Source organism: Pseudomonas violetae (assembly GCF_023072615.1).
GTDB lineage: Bacteria > Pseudomonadota > Gammaproteobacteria > Pseudomonadales > Pseudomonadaceae > Aquipseudomonas > Aquipseudomonas violetae.
On sequence record NZ_JAKNRW010000014.1, the window covers coordinates 97,201 to 115,817 of the forward strand.

General features: G+C 61.9%; 14 protein-coding genes and 1 pseudogene. 5 read left to right on the top strand and 10 right to left on the bottom strand.

Translation table 11 applies throughout. The annotated features are described in order from the left end of the window. Nucleotides 1–73: 73 nt before the first annotated feature. Nucleotides 74–952 (top strand): annotated as a pseudogene (locus L9059_RS31015) (methyl-accepting chemotaxis protein); the annotation flags it as partial. A 201-nt stretch (nt 953–1,153) separates the two neighbouring features. After that, nucleotides 1,154–1,858, top strand: coding sequence for a methyl-accepting chemotaxis protein (locus L9059_RS31020; protein ID WP_428480282.1), 705 nt, complete (start codon nt 1,154–1,156; stop codon nt 1,856–1,858). A gap of 77 nt (nt 1,859–1,935) precedes the next feature. On the opposite strand, the gene L9059_RS17530 is transcribed toward L9059_RS31020, so the two are convergent. From L9059_RS17530 to L9059_RS17555, 6 genes are all read right to left on the bottom strand, one after another. Beyond that, nucleotides 1,936–3,309 (bottom strand): DUF1329 domain-containing protein, encoded by a 1,374-nt coding sequence (locus L9059_RS17530; RefSeq protein ID WP_247292221.1) that lies wholly within the window; start codon nt 3,307–3,309, stop codon nt 1,936–1,938. 141 nt (nt 3,310–3,450) lie between these two features. After that, the gene (locus L9059_RS17535; protein WP_247292222.1) at nt 3,451–5,406 is read right to left on the bottom strand and encodes a DUF1302 domain-containing protein; all 1,956 of its coding nucleotides are present in this window, start codon (nt 5,404–5,406) and stop codon (nt 3,451–3,453) included. 60 nt (nt 5,407–5,466) lie between these two features. After that, the gene (locus tag L9059_RS17540; RefSeq protein ID WP_247292223.1) at nt 5,467–6,756 is read right to left on the bottom strand and encodes a phospholipase C/P1 nuclease family protein; all 1,290 of its coding nucleotides are present in this window, start codon (nt 6,754–6,756) and stop codon (nt 5,467–5,469) included. A 145-nt stretch (nt 6,757–6,901) separates the two neighbouring features. After that, nucleotides 6,902–8,470 (bottom strand): FGGY-family carbohydrate kinase, encoded by a 1,569-nt coding sequence (locus L9059_RS17545; RefSeq protein ID WP_247292235.1) that lies wholly within the window; start codon nt 8,468–8,470, stop codon nt 6,902–6,904. A gap of 66 nt (nt 8,471–8,536) precedes the next feature. Next, complete coding sequence (locus L9059_RS17550; RefSeq protein WP_247292224.1) at nt 8,537–10,120, bottom strand: glycerol-3-phosphate dehydrogenase/oxidase; 1,584 nt, start codon at nt 10,118–10,120, stop codon at nt 8,537–8,539. A 5-nt stretch (nt 10,121–10,125) separates the two neighbouring features. Further along, complete coding sequence (locus L9059_RS17555) at nt 10,126–11,721, bottom strand: FAD-binding oxidoreductase (RefSeq protein WP_247292225.1); 1,596 nt, start codon at nt 11,719–11,721, stop codon at nt 10,126–10,128. A 210-nt stretch (nt 11,722–11,931) separates the two neighbouring features. On the opposite strand from L9059_RS17555, the gene gliR reads away from it, so the two are divergent. Then, nucleotides 11,932–12,960, top strand: coding sequence for an AraC family transcriptional regulator GliR (gene gliR / locus L9059_RS17560; protein WP_247292226.1), 1,029 nt, complete (start codon nt 11,932–11,934; stop codon nt 12,958–12,960). 59 nt (nt 12,961–13,019) lie between these two features. On the opposite strand, the gene L9059_RS17565 is transcribed toward gliR, so the two are convergent. From L9059_RS17565 to mdaB, 3 genes are all read right to left on the bottom strand, one after another. Further along, entirely contained in the window at nt 13,020–14,465 is a 1,446-nt protein-coding gene (locus L9059_RS17565; protein ID WP_247292227.1) for a SulP family inorganic anion transporter, read from the bottom strand. 325 nt (nt 14,466–14,790) lie between these two features. Beyond that, a complete protein-coding gene (locus L9059_RS17570; RefSeq protein WP_247292228.1) occupies nt 14,791–15,702 on the bottom strand; it encodes a LysR substrate-binding domain-containing protein in 912 nt (303 codons plus the stop codon). Between the two features lie 137 nt (nt 15,703–15,839). Next, on the bottom strand, nt 15,840–16,430 hold the full coding sequence (mdaB, locus tag L9059_RS17575) for an NADPH:quinone oxidoreductase MdaB (RefSeq protein WP_247292229.1): 591 nt from the start codon (nt 16,428–16,430) through the stop codon (nt 15,840–15,842). Nucleotides 16,431–16,587: 157 nt separating this feature from the next. Here mdaB and L9059_RS17580 point away from each other — a divergent pair, with 157 nt between their 5' ends. Next, complete coding sequence (locus L9059_RS17580; protein ID WP_247292230.1) at nt 16,588–16,902, top strand: putative quinol monooxygenase; 315 nt, start codon at nt 16,588–16,590, stop codon at nt 16,900–16,902. Here the strand turns inward: L9059_RS17580 and L9059_RS17585 are convergent. Next, on the bottom strand, nt 16,892–17,656 hold the full coding sequence (locus L9059_RS17585; RefSeq protein ID WP_247292231.1) for a sulfite exporter TauE/SafE family protein: 765 nt from the start codon (nt 17,654–17,656) through the stop codon (nt 16,892–16,894). The two genes, L9059_RS17580 and L9059_RS17585, sit on opposite strands and share 11 nt — an antisense overlap. 229 nt (nt 17,657–17,885) lie before the next feature. Here L9059_RS17585 and L9059_RS17590 point away from each other — a divergent pair. Next, nucleotides 17,886–18,617 (top strand): LysR substrate-binding domain-containing protein (locus L9059_RS17590; protein ID WP_247292232.1); only part of this gene is annotated, 732 nt, incomplete at its 3' end.

Consider the following 18,617-nt stretch of genomic DNA (forward strand, 5'->3'; position numbering starts at 1 on the left):
CCTGGCACTGACCTGCGTCCTCGCCCTGACCGGCTGGACGAGCCTGGGCGGGTTGATTGACCGCAGTAACTGGATGAGTGACATCACCCAACTCAACGCTGGCCTGACCAAGCTGCGAGTAGTGCGCCTGCAATACATGCTGACCAACGGCGACGAAACCGCTGCGCAGAATGTGCAGACCACCCTCGATGCGTTCTCCGCCCAGCAACAGGCGTTGCTGGTGCAGTTCAAGAGCCCGGACAACCTCAAGCTGCTCCGGGAGCAAGGCGCTCAGATCGACGCCTACAAAGCGTCCCTGAACAAGATGCGCAGCGCCTACCGCTCTGGCAACAGCGCCCGCGACGTGATGGGCGCCAACGCCGAAACCGCCAATTCGCTGATCAACGCCATCAACACCGGCGTGCAGCAAATGCCGATCAGCGATCAGCGCTTTGAACAGTTCCAGGCCATCACTGCGGCCAAGGAAGCATTCCTGTTGGCTCGTTACGAAGTGCGTGGCTACACCGCCACCACCAATGCCGAGACCGAGCAAAAAGCGCTCAGCCAACTGGGCTCCGCGATTGCCAGCCTGAAACCGCTAAACGTGTATTTCGCCGACACTCAGCTCGACGCATTGCGTCAGCTGGAAACAGCGCTGGGCAACTATCGCAGCGCTTTGCAGGCCTACAAGAATGCCAGCAATGAAGCGGTTCAGGCGCGCAAGGAAATGACCGACCAGGGCGCGGCCATCGTGTCCCTGAGCGATCAGCTGTATCAAATTCAGCTCAACCGCCGCGACATCGAAAGCGCACAAGCGCGCACTCTGCAATTGATCAGCACCTTGCTGGCGTTGCTGGTGGGCATCATTGCCGCCGTACTCATCACCCGACAGATCACCTGCCCGCTGCGTGAAACCCTCGCGGTGGTCGAGCGCATCGCCGGTGGCGATCTGTCCCAGGACATCAAGGTGACTCGTCGCGATGAACTGGGCGTATTGCAACAAGGCATCGCGCGCATGGGCGTGACCCTGCGTGACCTGATCAGCGGCATCCGCGATGGCGTCACGCAGATTGCCAGCGCTGCTGAAGAGCTCTCCGCAGTAACCGAGCAAACCAGCGCCGGCGTCAACAGCCAGAAGATCGAAACCGATCAGGTGGCCACCGCCATGCATGAGATGACGGCGACTGTGCAGGAAGTGGCGCGCAATGCCGAACAGGCTTCGCAAGCAGCCGCCGCTGCTGATGGCGAAGCGCGCGAAGGCGACAAGGTGGTCAACGAAGCCATTGTGCAGATCGAACGCCTGGCCAGCGAAGTGGCGCGTTCCACCGAAGCCATGAGTGTGCTGCAACAGGAAAGCGACAAGATCGGCAGCGTCATGGACGTAATCAAGGCCGTCGCCGAGCAGACCAATCTGCTCGCCCTCAACGCTGCCATTGAGGCAGCTCGTGCCGGTGAAGCGGGTCGCGGATTTGCGGTGGTCGCCGATGAAGTCCGCGGGCTGGCCCAGCGCACGCAGAAATCCACCGAGGAAATCGAAGGCCTGGTGGCCGGTTTGCAGAACGGCACCCAACGGGTATCAACGGTGATGAACAACAGCCGCACCCTGACCGACAGCAGTGTCGCCCTGACCCGCAAGGCTGGCCTGTCCCTGGAGAACATCACCCGCACGGTGTCGAACATCCAGTCGATGAACCAGCAGATCGCCGCTGCTGCCGAACAGCAAAGCGCCGTGGCCGAGGAGATCAGCCGCAGCATCGTCAACGTGCGCGACGTATCGGAACAGACCGCCGCCGCCAGCGACGAGACGGCCAAGTCCAGTGTCGAACTGGCACGGTTGGGTGGCCAGTTGCAGATGTTGGTGAGCCACTTTCGCGTTTAATCACAGGTCTGCGGTGATTGCCCCCCTTCGTCGTTCCGACAAAGGGGGTCTAACTCTGCCTATAGATTAATCTGTAGTCACCGCGTCCCGCGCTGGCGCAGCGCTGATGGCATGAAATAGGCGTCTTCGGGCACTGGCTGGGAGAAGTCCACGGTCTGTGGCTCTTCGTTATCCAGGTTCTGCACGTAGTAACGGCGCGCCTGCAGGTCGTGGAACACGTCCAGCGCGCTCCAGGTGGTGGGCAGGTCGTAGAAGTTCTTCAGGTAGCCCATCGACACCCGCCACAACTCCCCTCGGCCGTCGTACTGATCCACCAGCGCAGCGCCCCAGCTGTCTTCATCGAGGAACAGCACTCGTTTGGAATAGATGTGCCGCGAGCCAGGTTTGAGCATACCTTCCACGACCCACACCCGGTGCAGTTCGTAACGGGTGTACTGCGGGTTGAGGTGACCGGGGGTGAGCAAGTCTGCGTACTTCACCTGCGGGCTACCGACTTTGTAGCTGTTGTAGGGGATATAGATCTCCTGCTTGCCCTTGAGCTTCCAGTCGTAGCGGTCCGGGGAGCCGTTGAACAAGTCCGTGTCGTCCGCCGTGCGCAGGCCGTCCGACGAGGCAATCGGTGTGTCGTAAGCCAGATTCGGTGCCCGGCGCACACGTCGCTGGCCGGCATCGTAGATCCAGGCCTGACGCGGGTCTTTGAGCTGGTCCAGAGTCTCGTGGATCAGTGCCGCCCCCCCCGCCAGCCGGGCCGGGCTCTTCACGAAGGCCAAGTAGTAGAACAGGATGTTTTTCAGATCGGCGAACTGCCCGCCCGGGCGGTAGTAGTTGAACAGCCCTTCCTGTTGCGAGGTCACCAGCGCAAAACTGCCATTGCGCTGCACCGGCGCTTCGGATGCGCGACGGACCACGTAGATCCCGCGATAGCGGGTAATGTGGTTCCACAACGCTTCGACACCATCCTTGGGCACCGGGAATGGCACGCCGCCATAGGCATCGGCAAAGCCGGTACCGCCGTCGAGCAGCTTAGCGCTGGTGGCGTTCTTGAACGTATTGTCGTAGAGCCACTGGGGCGCCGAGCCTGAGCGACGGCTGGTGTACACCGGCATCTGGAAGGTGTCCGGGTAGCTGTTGAACAGCGCGACCTGACCGGCACTGAGGTGCGCTTTGTACTGTTCGAGGTTGGCCTTGGTGATGGTGAACAGTGGCTTGTCCGTTGCGTAAGGGTCGGAGTGATGCTCGCCGGGTTTGTAGCCCTTGGGCGGCTGGGTAATTCCGCCATCCCAGGCCGGAATGGTCCCGGCCGCGTTACCGGCACGCTCGGCGCCGAGGGGCGTCAGAGTGGTTTTCAGTTGTTGCGCTTCCTGAGGCGTGATCGCCGCCAGCGTGCTACCGGCGGCCAGGCCTAGTAACAGTGCCAGCGTGGTCTTGATCAGTCGTGACGTATGAAACATGGACATTCTCCAAAATAGAAACTCTGCGGGAGTGAGCCTGCTCGCGATATCGATGTTTCAGGCGACATCTGTGTTGACTGTGCTGTACCCATCGCAGCAGGCTCGCTCCCACCATTGAGTGCGCTTACCGGTACCGGGCAGTCACAGGAAGTACTTGAGGTTGAAGCCGACGTTGTCGCGGTCACGAATGCCGTTGTTCTGGCCACCGCCGTAGAACTCGGTGTACTGCAGCTCGGCTTCGAGCCTGTTCTGGTAGTTGGCCTTGATCCCCAGGGTGTAGGCTTTGCGCCCTTCGATGGTGTTGCCGGCCTGGTAGCTGTTGCCCTTGAAATCATCCTTGTAGACGACATAGGGCGAGACGTTGACCCCGGCATACACATCGTTCCAGGTGCCGTTGAACATGGCGGTGTAGCTGTAGGAGTTGCGGTTGACCTGGTCGCCTCGATCGCCGCCGGACACGTAGGAATAGTTGCCGGTACCGGCGTAATAACGCGTGCTGCCGTCATAGGCGGTGTATTGCAGGTTGCTGCCACGCAAGTGCTCGGATGCCAGTTCGAACACGCCGAACATCGAGTCGAACGACAGGCTCGGGCCAAAGTTGTAGATCGTTCCCAACGAGGTATTGAACGCTTCCACGCGCTCGCCGTTGTTGATCTGGCTGTCGAGCTGCACCATCTGCCCGCCGATGTTGATAGTCTGCCCGGCAGCCGCCGCAGCAGCGCCGTTGGCCAAGTCGCCGATCAGGTCGTTGGTTGCGGCGACGCCGATGGGCAGGTTCGGCCGATAAGCCACTTCACCGAACACCGACGCCTGGCCCACGGTGGTGTTGAAGCTCAAGCCGTACATGCGAATGTCTTCGGCGTAGCGCCGATTCGCCTGGATATTACCCAGCACGTCTGCTGTCGCCAGGCCGTTGGCCAGTTGCCCGGCCTGACTGCCGGCGACTCCGGCGAGCAGATTGGTCAGGGCGTCCATGTCGATGCCCTGGTAACCACCGAGGTTGGCGGAGATGGTCGGCTCCTTGGCGTGATAGTTGACCATGTACAGCCCGAACTCGGTGCTGTTGAGCTGCTCGGCGATGTAGCGAAAGGCGAAGCCGAACTGCCCGTCGTTGCGGGCGTTGTAGTCCTTGCCGACCGACGCCACCTTTAGGGTGTTGCCGAAGGCCGGAGTCACGCCGTTGGCGTACAGGCCGGTAGTGCCCAGCGCCTGGTTGAGCAACGGGTTATTACCCAGCGCGCTGTACAGGTCGATCACGTTGCCGAAACCTGGCACCGGTGTATCCAGCGCGGTGCCGGTGAAATTGTTGTAGGCGGTGTTGCCGCCATCGGCGAACAGGTCAGTCTGGGAGTAGAAGGTGCCGACTGGATCGATGCGGGTTTCTTTCCAGTTGGTCTGGTAGAAACTCTCCAGGGTCAGGGTGTCGGACAGGCCGATGTTGAAGCTTATCGCCTCGATCGGGATCAGCACTTCCTTGACCTCGGCACCGGGTAAGCGGTACTTGGCGGCATCTACCGGATTGGTGGTGTTGATCCCGCCCCGATAGAAAATGCCTTCCCCCCAGTTGAACACCTGGCGCCCGAGGCGCCCGGTCACCGGCATCGACGCCACGTCCCAGTTGCCGTACACGTAGGCGTCGAGCATTTCCACCCGGCTACCGGCAATGTCGCGGGTCTGGTCGGTGAAGTGGTCGTCCTGGGGATAACTCTGGCTCGGTTGTGAAGGACTGTTGTTGCGATAGTAATCGTTGCGCTTATCCATCAGCTGGGTGTCATAGAACGCGGTGCCGCGCATGAACAAACCGTAGTTCTGGTAGTTGGCCTCAAGCTCGGAAGTGATCTTGTACACCTCGGAAACCAGCCCGGTATCGAAGTTGCGATTGCCGTCGTTGGTATTGACGTCGTCGTTGCTCCTGTTCCGCCCCTGGACCCGCCACAAACGGCCATAAGACAAAGTACTGTCAAACGAACCGGTGACCTGCTGGTCGAGCACACTGAATTCCACGGCCTGTACCGCGTCCACCGCGCACAGTTGCAGCAGCCCTGCCAGGCTTGCTCCGGTGATGCCCGCGCCAGACAGTTGTAAGCGCATCCTCATGGTCAGCTTCTCCTTCCCTGATTTTGTTGTTTTGGTGTGCGGGCAACTTCGCCGCGATGGTTAGGGTGCCAAACCCGCCCTGACATAAATCCGGCTGTGCGCGCCAAAATGCCCCAGCAACTGCAACAGCTGCCGGTTGAGTTGCGGGTGGTCGTAGTCTTCGCGCGAGACCTGATTGCTGGCGCTGAAATCGCTGGTGGCCGGGGCAGTCGCTAGCCATTGTTCGATGGCCTCATCAAAGGCTGCGGACTCGGCGACGGCCTGGGCACTGACCACTTCACGCAGGTAGTCCACCGAGTACGGCGGGTAATCGGCGTCTTCAGCGAGCCTGGCGTATGCCGCAATCATCGGGTGCGGTTCTCCGGCTTTCAGTAGCCGCCGCAGCCAGGCGGATTGATACTTTTCGACCTCCATGTGCCGGGTTGCGACGCGCTGGATGGCGGCGTGTTTGTCGCTGTCGAAACCCGCCAGTGCCTTGCCTTCCATCAGCAGCAAACTGGCCAGCCCGGCGCCGGGCAGTGGCTTGGCGTGATAGGGCTGGGTCAGGTCCTGTATGTGGTGCAGGCCCCAGCCAAGGAAGCGGTAACCCCAATACGAATGCCCCGTCGCGAAGGCCAGGCGCGCCAGTCCCATGTATTGGTAAGCGCGCCAGTGCGGCCAACTGCGCTGCAGAAAACCGGCAGCGGCGTACACCACCGGGCTCTCATGGAAGAAGCCCATGTGGAAGGCAGCCTGGGAGCTGTATTGAAAACGTGAGTCGCCAAAAGGCTGCGGGCCGAAGCCGTAGCGCCCGCCGACCTCGCCAGGGTTGTCGCTGAACAGATTGATGTCGTGGCCATAATCCGGTTCGTCGGCGGCGCTGGCCAGCACCGCCAGGGGCGGCAGTTTTTCGCCGGTCAGCACGTGGATAAAGCGCTGGCGATTCCAGGGCGAGAGGGTCTGTTCAACCATCACCTGGTTGGCCTTCAGGTGTTCGCGTTCGGGCAGGTCGCGACCCGGCAGCGGCTGGATGGCCATCGCCAGGTAAATCTGCGGGTTGATGCGCAGCGCGGTGAGGAATGCCTGTCGCAGATTGTGCCCGGGTTCGGCGGGCAGTTTCAGGCTGTCGGGACGCGGCGGGTATCGGGCGAAGTGCTGACGGGCGAACCGCTCCTGTTCATCGAGCAACTCGGTCACCGCGTGGTACTGCTGGGCTAGGAATTGTTCCAGGGGTTCGACTTCCACCGGTGGGGCTTCGCGCAAAGCGGGCAACTCTTGCAGCGCCAGGTAGCTGCCCACTGTGTGATTGGACCAGCCCCAGGCTGGCGGGGCCGTGACACAGAGCACCAGCAGGATAAATGGCAGCTTCATTGCTCGGGTTTCTTATTGGATAGACAGTGGGGATGAGCCTAACAACCGCACTGGGGTGTGGCACTGTCCGATCTGGCCAAAAAAGTTCTCCGATAGCGCCATGGATTTTGGCGGTTTGAACACAGGTATTGCAGTGGGCAACCAATCAAGCCGGGTAACCCGTAATCTCGCGAATGCTTTGGTACAACGGTTTCAACTGACGATACATGCGCAGGTACACCTCCTTGTACAGGCGCTCGTAGATCTGATGCGCCTCGGCCTGGGGCATGAATACCGTGCCGACCCGGGTCATCGCCGCCGTAGCCGTGGGAAAGTCCGCGTGCAGTCCAAGCCCTACGGCGCAGCAAATGGCAGCGCCAAGACCGGAGGCCTCGTACACATGCGGACGCTCGGCAGGCAGGCCGAAAATGTCCGCCGTTAGCTGCATCGCCGCATCGCTCTGGGAACCACCGCCGGCGATTCGCAAGCGCTTGATGGAGACTTTCGAGCGTTTCTCGATGCTCTCCATGCCTTGACGCAAGGCGTAAGCCAGACCTTCGAGGATCGCCCTATAAATATGCGCGCGGGTGTGCACGTCGCCGAAGCCGATCATTGCGCCTTTGGCTTCGACTCCAGGCTCGCGGATTCCGGGCGACCAGTACGGTTGCAGCATCAGTCCCATAGAGCCCGCAGGCACTGCATTGACCAACGCATCGAACAGTTGCTCCGGCTCCACTCCCTGCTCCCTGGCCTGCTGCATTTCCCGCAGGCCGAACTCATTCTTGAACCAGCTGACCATCCAGTAACCGCGGTAGATCATCACTTCGCAGTTGTAGTGATCGGGTACGGCCGCCGGATAGGGAGGGATCAGCGGGACGATTTCCAGGTAGCGCGAACGGGTGCTGGTAATGGTCGCCGTGGTGCCGTAGGACAGGCACACCGTGCTGGAATCGACCACGCCGGCACCCACCACTTCGCAGGCCTTGTCGGCACCGGCGGCAATCAACGGCAGTCCTTCGGGAATGCCCGTGTGACGGCTGGCGTTGGCGCTGATGTAGCCCAGGGTTTCGCCGGGCTTGAGCAGGCTGGGCAGTTGCTCGGGGCGCACCGCCAGGGCCTGCCATTTCCAGTCGGAAGGAGCCGCCCAGCGCAGGCGCTTGAAGTCGAAGGGCAGATAACCGACGCAGCCGCCCACTGAATCGACAAAGCGCCCGCATAGGCGATGGGTGAGAAACCCCGAGAGCAGTAAAAACTTTTCGGTCTTGGCCCACACTTCAGGTTGGTGGTGGGCGATCCAGTTAGCCTCGGCCTGGGCGCGAAAATAGTCCACGGTGGCCTGGGCGCCCACCAGTTTGAACAACCATCCCCAACGCCCCTTGATGCCGCCTTCGACCTCCGTCTGGCGCTGGTCGAGCCACAGAATGGCCGGGCGCAACGGATTGCCCTGAGCGTCGACGTTGATCAACGTACCGCGCTGGGTCGTCAGGGAGACACCGGCAATCTGTGCACGATCGATACCGGTCTGCGCCCATAACAGCTGGCAGGCTTCACCCAGCTTCGCCCAGTAATAATCTGGATCCTGCTCGGCCCAACCAGGCTGGGTCGAGTAGTAAGCTTGCAGGTCGACCTTGCCTTTGCCCAGCAGATTGCCTTGAAGATCGAACAACAGCGCCCGTACGCTTTGGGTTCCATTGTCGATGGCCAGCAGGTAACGTTTGTTCGGGTGGTTGTCCATGGAGCTCTCTTCAATGGGCATGTGTACCTGCATATCCGTGAAATTGCGCAAATCGTGACGGCTGTTTCAAGGCAGACCGTGATGCCGTCGCCACAATGCCCGGTACAGCTGTTCCTCCTGCTGCCAACGTGCGTCATCCCAGCCCAGCCGGGGCTGGCACAGCTGACGAATGGCAGGCAGATACTCCTCGCCGCCGCAGGGCAGCAACAGCCCCAGACGGGTGCGGCGCAACAGCAAGTCATCCAGGTGCAGGACCATTTCAGTGTCACAGGCCACCGCCAGTTCCGCCCACAAGGTGTCTGTGGCGCCAACAGTGTCGTGGCCCAACTGTTCGAGCAATTGCGCAAGTCTGGGCAAGGCTCGACCGTGACGCCCGGCCAACCGCCGCCACTGGTGGCGACCGAGCCCCGGGATCGCCAGGAATGGCACGGCGGCAAACACCGGCGCGCCGTCATCACTCAGTGGACGCCCGAGCATGAGCGCGCAGGCCTTGAGCACTTCAATGGCCTGGGGGCGAAAAGTAGTCAGCTTGCCGCCCGCCAGCGTCACGCAACCGGGCTCTTTCCACAGCACATGCTCACGGGTTTCATTCGATGGTTTAACTTGCTGCTCGCCTGCCGCCTCGCCCACCACCGGGCGAACGCCGGACCAGGTCGACAGCACATCGGCGGCAACCACCCCGGCGCGGGGAAACTGCTGGGTGCAGGCCGCCAGCAGGTAGTCGAGTTCCTCGGCACTGATGCTTGCACTCAGGTCCAGGTCGTCGTGATGATCCAGGTCCGTGGTGCCCACTACGGTGGCGCCTTCCCACGGAAAAACAAACACCGGGCGGCGGTCGCCGTGGTGCAAAAAAGTGAACGCCTGGGCCACCGGCAAACGCCACCCGGGCAGCAACAGATGACTTCCGCGCAACGGACGCAACTGAAGCGCATGATCAGGCGGGCGTAGACGTTCAGCCCAGGCACCGGTCGCCACCGCCAGGACGCGACAGCGCAGCTGCAGCCCTGCCCCGCCTTCACAGTCTTCGACCTGCACCCCGCATACCCGCCCATCTTCGCGCAGCAATTGCTCGACTCGCAGGCCGTTGAGTACTACCGCGCCGTCGGCGCGTGCCTCGGCCAGGACACGCATCACCAGCCGGGCGTCATCGGTCAGCGCATCGACAAAACCGGTGCCGCCCAGCAAATCTTCTTCTTTCACTCCCGGCGCCATATACCTCAGCTGCTGCGCGTCATGGAAACGATGATTTCGCCTCCCGGCCAGCGCGTCATACACGGTCAATAAACCACCCATCAGTCGCGGGCCGGGAAAACCGCCGCGGTAATGCGGCATCATGAAACTCATGGGCTCCACCAACCCTGGCGCTTCATCAAGCAGGCGCTGGCGCTCGCGAACCGAATCACGGGTCAGGCGCCACTGGCCCTTGGCGATGTAACGTAAGCCGCCATGGACCATTTTCGAAGAACGGCTGGAGGTGCCCCAGGCGAAGTCGCGCTGCTCCAGCAACAAGCAGCGCCAGCCACGGCGCGCGGCCTCACGCACAATGCCAGCGCCGCTGATCCCGCCACCGATGACAACCAGGTCCCAGGTCTCATCCGCCAGGGTCGGCAGCACAGCCTCTCGCCACGCGCAATTCCAGTCCGGGCTCATCGCCGTCACTCCTGCAGCAACGTGCCAGGGTTGAGCCGCCCGGCCGGATCGAAATGCCGGCTCAACGCCTGTAAGGCGTCCATCGCCAGGGCACCTTTCTCCCGCAGCAGATACTGCGCGTGGTCCTTGCCCACCCCATGCTGGTGACTGATGGTGCCGCCGTTGTCGACGATGGTCTGACTGGCCGCCTGCTTGAGCGCCTGCCAACGCGCCAGTGTTGCCGGGTAATCCGCCGCCGGACGAAACACGTAGGTGGTGTAGATGCTCGAACCTTCGCCATACACATGGGACAGGTGGGTGAACACGTGCACCTGCTCACCCTCGGCCGCCAGGGCCGCACGCAGACTGTTCTCGATGCGCCCGAGCAGGTTGTCGACATTGCTCCAGTCGGTCGCGGTTTCCAGGGTGTCCACCACATAACCGGCGTTCCACAGGTTCTCGCGCAGGTAGGGAAAACGGAAACGGTTTTGCGCCCATTTCTTGCCGAGCAAGGTGCCGGTGAAGACTCCGCCGAAGGCCTTCAGATGCTGGCGAGCCTGACTGAGGGACAACGCGTTCTGTCGACGATTGCCGGTGACACCGAACGTGAGCATGCATTTGCCGACGCCGGCTCCCCGCAGAGCGAGGTATTTTTCCAGCCAGGCGATCTGCTGAGGGTGACCGGCCAGCGCGAGCTGGGTTTCGGTTTCCAGCGCATTGGACAGGCGCAGCATCGACAGCGGCACACGCGCCTGGGCCAACTGGCGGATCGCCTGCAGCGCCTGCGCCCAGTCGGGCAGGAACACGCCGTAGAAACGCTCATCGGCAGGCAGCGCACTGACCCGCACCTTGACCTCGGAAATGATGCCGAAGCGCCCCTCACAGCCCAGCACCACCTCACGCAGATCGGGACCGGCCGCCGAGGCCGGAAAGGTGGCGATTTCCAGAGGCCCGGCGAAGGTTTCCAGAGTGCCGCCGGCGAACAGCTGCTCGATTCGCCCGTAGCGCAGCGACTGCTGGCCACTGGACCGGCTGGCGACCCAGCCGCCCAGGGTCGATAGCTCCCACGACTGCGGAAAATGCCCCAGGGTGTAACCCCGGGCGCGCAACTGACTTTCCACCTGCGGACCAGTGGCACCGGGGCCGAAGGTGGCCAGCAGACTCTGCTCGTCCAGGTCCAGCAAGCGATTCATCCGGGCCAGGGAGACCGTCACCACCGGTCGCGCCGAGCTCGGTGGATTGATATGCCCGGCCACCGAGGTGCCGCCGCCGTAGGGGATCAGGCACAGGTCCTGGGTCTGGGCGAGCGCCAGCAGCTGGCGGATCTGCGTGGCACTGTCCGGAAAAGCCACGGCGTCGGGATAGAGCCCTGGCGCCCCTTCGCGCAAGGCCAGCCAGTCTGGCAGGCTCTGACCCCGGGCATGCAGCAGGCGATCATGCGGCTCGACGCTGTACAGCCCGTGCGCCGCCAGTCGCGAAGCCGGTACCCTGGCCAGCGCCTCTTCGAGGGTTGCATCAGGCAGTACACGCCCGGCGCCCAGCCGTGCGGCGAGAAATCCCGCGCCCTGGGCCGGTAACTCGACCACCGTGGTTGCCTCTCCCCAGCCGTTCCAGCGTCGCATGCGTGTGTCCTTTTGCGGTTCTTATAAGTAATATTTCAGACACCCATACTAGCCAGCCCACCAAAAGTGTCACGGTCGCATCCGGCCACTTCGAGTAGCCAATTGAGTCAAACACCGCGCAAGGACAGGCCATTTACTTTAGCGGTGGTTTCACACTACCTTTCAGGGTATTCATCCGCACATGCGGGCCTTGATCAAAGGAACACGGTCATGCAATCCCTGGGCTTCACTTCGGTTCCGCCGCTGCTCAAATACCTGCGTTATGCCGAACAACTGGGTGTCGCCACCGAGCCTGCGCTGGCGGCTGCCGGGTTGCAGGCGCAACAGTTGAGCGACAATAGCCTGCGGTTGCCGGGCGAGGTCCATGAGCGACTGCTCGACTACTTCTGCGCACACTCGGGTGACCCGCTGTTCGGTCTCAACTCGGCGCGTTTCGTGCTGCCCAACTCCTGGAGCGTGCTGGGTTATATCACCATGAACTGCGCGACCCTGGGCGATGCCATGAGCCGCATCATGCCGTTCGAAAAACTGGTCGGCGACATGGGCGTCAGCCGTGCCGAGGTCCAGAACGCACACGTGCACCTGATCTGGACCTGCCGCCACCAACGCCCGCGCATTCGCCGACACCTGGTAGAAAATGTGCTCGGCTCCTGGCTGCAATACGCGCGCTGGATTGCCGACACCCAGCTGTCGCCGGCCGCCGTCTGGCTTGAGCACGCACACCCGGACGAAACTACGCAGGCACAGTACGAGGAGTTCTTCGACTGCCCGGTGATGTTTGAGCAGCCCTACTCGGCGCTGATTGTGCCGCTGCCCTACCTGCAACTGCCGCTACGCCAGGCCGATGCACAACTGCTGCGCACCCTGGAAGAACATGCGCTGGGGTTGATGGCCACCCTGGAGGATGCGTCGCTGCAGCAGCGGGTCAAGGGCATCCTGCGCCAGTTGCTCAAGGAGGGATTGCCGCGCAAGGAACAGGTGGCCGAACAGTTCACCGTGTCCGTGCGCACACTGCAACGCCAGCTGCATCAGGCAGGCACTTCGTATCAACAGATTCTCGATGACCTGCGCCAGGAACTGGCTGAGCACTATCTGCTGAACAGTACCCTGCCGATTCAGGATATTGCGCAGTACCTGGGGTTTACCGAAGCCCGGTCGTTTCATCGGACGTTCAAGAGCCGTAGGGGAATGCCACCTGGGGAGTTTCGGCAGGTTCACCGCAGTGCGGATCTAGGCTGACGCTGCCGCCCGTTGCGGGTGTCGTTCCCACGCGCCGCGCGGGAACAATCAGCGGTCAGTCAGTCGTGATTCACCCGGGCGCGCTTGAGCAGTTTTTTGCAGCGTTCGGACAGGTGCAGCACCCGCAGGTGTTTGCCGGCCTTGGCGTAGCGCTCGCGCAGGGTCATGAGTGCGGCAATGGCCGAGTAGTCGACGAAGCTCAGGTGGCGGCAGTCGATTGTCACTACATCGGGGTCGCGGGCCGTATCGAACTGGTTGAGAAAAGGCGTGGTCGAGGCGAAGAACAGCGTGCCATGCAGGTGATACAGCTTGCTGCCGTCGGGCTCGATATGCGCATCGGCATACAGCTCGCGCGCCTGTTGCCAGGCGAAGTTAAGCGCCGCGATGATGATGCCGCAAAGCACGGCCGTTGCCAGGTCGGTGAACACCGTGATCACAGTGACCGCGACAATCACCAGCACGTCGTTCAGCGGCACCTTGTTGAGCACTCGCAGCGATGCCCAGGCGAATGTTTGCTGTGACACCACGAACATCACCCCGACCAACGCCGCCAGCGGGATGCGCTCGATCAGCGGCGACAGGAACAGCACGAACAGCAGGATCATCACCCCGGCCACCACGCCGGACAGACGACCACGTCCGCCGGAGCTGAGGTTGATCACGGTCTGACCGATCATCGCGCAGCCACCCATGCCGCCGAAAACCCCGGAGACCATGTTGGCCGCCCCCAGCGCCACGCACTCGCGATCGGGGTAGCCACGGCTCTCGGTGATTTCGTCGGTGAGGTTGAGGGTCAGCAGGGTTTCCAGCAGGCCGACCAGCGCCATCAGGATCGCGTAGGGGGCGATGATGCGCAGGGTCTCCAGGCTCCACGGAATCTCGGGCAAGGCGAACGTCGGCAGGCCACCGGCGATGTGCGCCATGTCGCCGAGGGTGCGGGTCGGCAGGCCCAGCAGGAACACCGCCAGGCCCACGCCGAGAATCGCCACCAGCGCTGGCGGCACGGTACGGGTCAGGCGTGGCAGCAGGTAAACGATGGCCATGGTGACGGCCACCAGGCCGATCATGATGTACAGCGGCGCACCCTTGAGCCAGGTTTCGCCACTCTTGAAGTGTTCGAGTTGCGCCAGGGCGATGATGATTGCCAGACCGTTGACGAAACCGAGCATCACCGGGTGCGGCACCATGCGCACCAGCTTGCCCAGCTTAAGCAGCCCGAACGCCAACATGATCAGGCCGCCCAGCAGGACGGTGGCCAGCAGGTATTGCACGCCGTGTTGCACCACCAGTGCGACGATCACTACAGCCATCGAGCCTGCCGCCCCCGACACCATGCCTGGCCGACCTCCGAAAAGCGCAGTCAGGGTGCAGATGATAAACGCACCGTAAAGCCCCATCAGCGGGTTGAGATGGGCTACCAGGGCAAAGGCGATGCATTCGGGGAGCAAGGCGAACGAGGTGGTGAGTCCGGCCAGGATATCGGCGCGCAGACGTTGTGGTTTCATGAAATACCCAAAAATACGGGCCGCAGGGGCGTGGCCGGGAAAGAGGGTGGGATGTTACGGGTTTGGGGGATATCAGGCTACTTTCGGACGGTCGGAATCACCATCGCGGGTAAGCCGACGCCCACAGGAATCTTCGCCGGACGCGAAATATGTGCGCGACACGGGTCCAGGGTGGGCGCGGGGTTGCCCCCCGGACGCAGCGCCGGTGATGAATACGCTCATGGAGAAACTCCCTGCGTGAATAAGTGATGGGTCCAGTATTGAGCACCCTCCCCTCGGGAAACAGGCGCTGCCACCCAAATCAGCCTTGCGCGGGAGTCACGAATCAGCCGTTGAACTGCGCATCTGCATACGCCGCCAGTTTCCCCTGGATGAAGTCGAGAAAGCACTGAATGCGCAGGGCGAGCTGCGAGTTGCGGTAGTACACCGCGTTGATCGGCTGGCGATAACCACTGTTGAAATCCTCCAGTAGAACCTGCAGGTGACCGGCGCGAATGTCCTCGATGGTCATAAAGTGCGACAGGCAGGCGATGCCCTGCCCCTCCAGCGCCAGATGGCGAATCGTTTCGCCACTGGAGGCGCTGATGCTGGCCTGGATTGGCCAGCGGTCCCCATGTATGTAGCGCAACGGCCACTGGTTGAGGCCCTCGTTCTGGGTGAAGCCGAGCAAGGTGTGTGCGGTCAGATCCGCCACAGCAGCCGGCGTACCGTGCTGCTCCAGATAAGCCGGGCTGGCGACAATGTGCAGCGGGCTGCAACCCAGGGAGCGCGCGTGCAGTGTCGAGTCAGCTAGCGGGCCAATGCGGATGGCGATGTCAGTGCTTTGTTCGAGCAGGTCGATGATCAGGTCGTTGCTGTTGAGCTCCAAGTGGATATCCGGGTAGAGCCGGCGGAATTCGTCAATGTGCGGCACGATGGCGTGCAGCATGAAGGGAGAGGCCGCGTTGATCCGCAGTCGCCCGGACGGCGTTTGCTGGCGGGAGGTCAGGCGTTCTTCCAGTTGGTCCATCTGGTCGAGAATCAGCTTGGCCTGCTCGAAGAAATACTTGCCCTCTTCCGTCAGGTCCATGCGCCGGGTGGTGCGGTTGATCAGCGTGGTCTCAAGCTTGGCCTCCAACCGCGACAACGTGCGACTGACCGCCGAAGGCGTTTGCCCCACCTGCTCGGCGGCAGCGGAGATCGATCCGCATTCAATCACGCAGACGAAAATCTGCAGTTCGTCGGATCTGGCTTTCACGGGTGTCCTCTTTGCACAATCAGCGTGGCATCTATCGCCAAGATCGCAACCTGCGCCAGCTCCTACAATGAAAGACGAACTCTGTAGGAGCTGGCTGCGATCTTTTAGGCGTTTGCGTCCGATAGTAGCCTGAAATCCTAGACAGACAGGCCAAACACCTCGGTCAGATGCCGCTCATAACGCGCGATGTCGGCTTCGATGTTCGGGCGTTTCATGACGTCAACGCAGAGGAAGGTTGGGAGGCTGGTCATGCCGAGGAACTCGTTGGCCTTATGGAATGGGAAATACACCGCGTCCACGCCTTTGGCTTCAAAGAAGTCGGTCGGGTCATCAAACGCCTGCTGTGGAGCATTCCAGGTCAGGGACAACAGGTATTGCTTGCCATGGACCAGCCCCCCGCTGCCGTACTTCTGCGAGGCATCGGAGCGGGTGCGGCCGTCGCTGGCGTAGAGGCTGCCATGGCCTTCGGTAAAGACTTCGTCGATGTATTTCTTGACGGTCCAGGGCGCGCCCATCCACCAGCCTGGCATCTGATAAATGATCACATCGGCCCAGAGGAATTTAACCACTTCTTCGGCGACATCGTAGCCCTCGTCAATGAACGTGGTTTTCACGTCCATGCCACCGCGATCCAAAACGCTCAGCGCAGTTTCGTGCAGAGTGGCGTTGTAGCGACCCTCGGAGTGGGCAAACTTTTTACCGCCATTGAGCAACAGGACTTTTTTCATGAAGGTCTCGGAAGGTTTGAATTCGATGGCTGCAGGGTATCGACCCGCTTCGCGCGGTATAAGCCCTGATATGACAAAACTCATTTGACCCACAAGCACGAATCGAATGCCTATTGTTGCTTTGGAGTGCGATCTCCTAATTTGAGGAAATTTGCTGATGAGTGACATTCCGGGCTTCATCCAGCACGCCAAGACCCGCCCGGAAAAATCTGCCGCGTTCGAAGCGCTGTTCAGTGCCTACGTGCAAGCCAGTCGCGCCGAACCGGGTTGCATCGAGTACCACATGTTGCGGGACAAACAGGACCCGACGCTGTTTATCTTCTTTGAAATCTGGCAGTCCCAGGCCCACCTCGACGTGCACTCGAACCTGCCGCACATGCAGCAGTTTCGCGAAGCGCGCATGGAGTATCTGGAACGGGATTTCGAGATTCGTGCCATCGAAATACTCAGCCCCTCATCCCCTAGCCGCTGATCAGCAAGTGGCCGCCCAGCACACCGAGGCCGATGAAAAACACCCGTTTGAACAAGGTGGCGCTGATGCGCTGGCGCAGCCATTGCCCCAGCAACATACCGGCCACTGCCGGGATCAGCGCCAGCAGCGATGCGCCCAGTTCGCCCCCGCCGAGGGCGCCACGCCAGAACAGGCCGGCGGCCAAGGCCAGGGTCGAGACGGTGAATGACAGGCCCAGTGCCTGCACCAACTGGTCCTTGTTCAAGCCCAGTGCCTGCAGATAGGGCACCGCCGGAATCACGAATACGCCCGTGGCCGAAGTGATTACTCCGGTCAAAACACCGCACAGCGGGCCGAGCCAGCGTTCAGCGCGGCTACCGACTGGCAAGGTGGGCAGCAACAAACCGCTCAACGCGTAGAGTAGCAATGCCGCGCCCAATCCTCGCACCACCCAGTGCCCGCCAGCCATACCGACCCACAGCGTGCCCGCCCCGGTGCCGAGGAAGATCGCCAGGAGCATCGGCCACAAGCGTCTGATCAGCTCCCGCAAATGCCCGCCGAATGCCAGCTGCCAGAGGTTGGTCAACGTCGCGGGAATGATCAACAGCGCGGCAGCCTGCGACGGAGCCATAGCCAGGCCAAGCAAGCCCATGGCGATAGTGGGTAGGCCGAGGCCGATCACGCCCTTGATCATGCCGGCCAGCAGGAAGGTGGCAATGACCATGATTGACAGGGCTAGGCCGAGGTGTTGATAGAACGCAGTCAGATTATTCACGGGTCTATCGTGGGGCTGGGCAAGGGGCTTGAAAAGCTGGCTTATACTGAGGGTGCCTCTTGCTGTGACTGAGGCTAGGTTCCCGGTTGTGGCAGCCGGCGCTTTCGCGGGCAAGCCCGCTCCCACAGGGTTAGGCGCCATGCTCAAGATCAGGCAACACCTAGGACCTGTGAGGGTGGGCTTGCCCGCGAAGGCGGCAGACCGAACAACACACCTCTATGGACTCACCATGCACTTCGACCTCACCGACCTGCGCCTCTATCTGAACATCCTCGACAGCGGCAACATCACCGCCGGCGCGGCCCGCAGTCATTTATCCCTGGCGGCGGCGAGTGCCCGGATCCGCGCCATGGAGTCGTCCCTGGGTGTGGATTTCCTGCTGCGCGGTCGACGCGGAGTCACCCCCACCGCTGCCGGCAAAGCCTTGGCAAGGCACGCCCGGCTCCTGCTGCAACAGGCCGAACACCTGCAACAGGAGCTGGCCGAGTATGCCAAGGGCGTCAAAGGGCAAGTCCGATTGTTGTGCAACACCACGGCGATGAGTGAATACCTGCCGGAGTTGCTCGCAGACTTTTTGCTCAGCCATCCCAATCTGGACATCGACCTGCAGGAACTGCCCAGTTCGCGCATCACCCATGCGCTACGCCAGGGCGCGGCGGACCTGGGCATTGTCTCGGATGCCGTGGACAGCACCGACCTGCAAACCCGCCCGTTTCGCGACGACCCGCTGGTATTGATCATGCCCCCCGATCACCCCCTCGCGGAGCTAGGCTCGCCAAGCTTCAGCGATACCCTGGCGCACGACTACGTGGGCCTGAACAGCAACAGCGCCCTGGCGATTTACCTGGAAGAACAAGCGCTGCATCTGGGCTCCCGCCTGCAGATTCGCATCCGCGCCGACGGCTTCGACGCAGCGTTGCGCATGGTCGTCCGCGGGGCCGGCCTGGCCATCGTGCCGCAG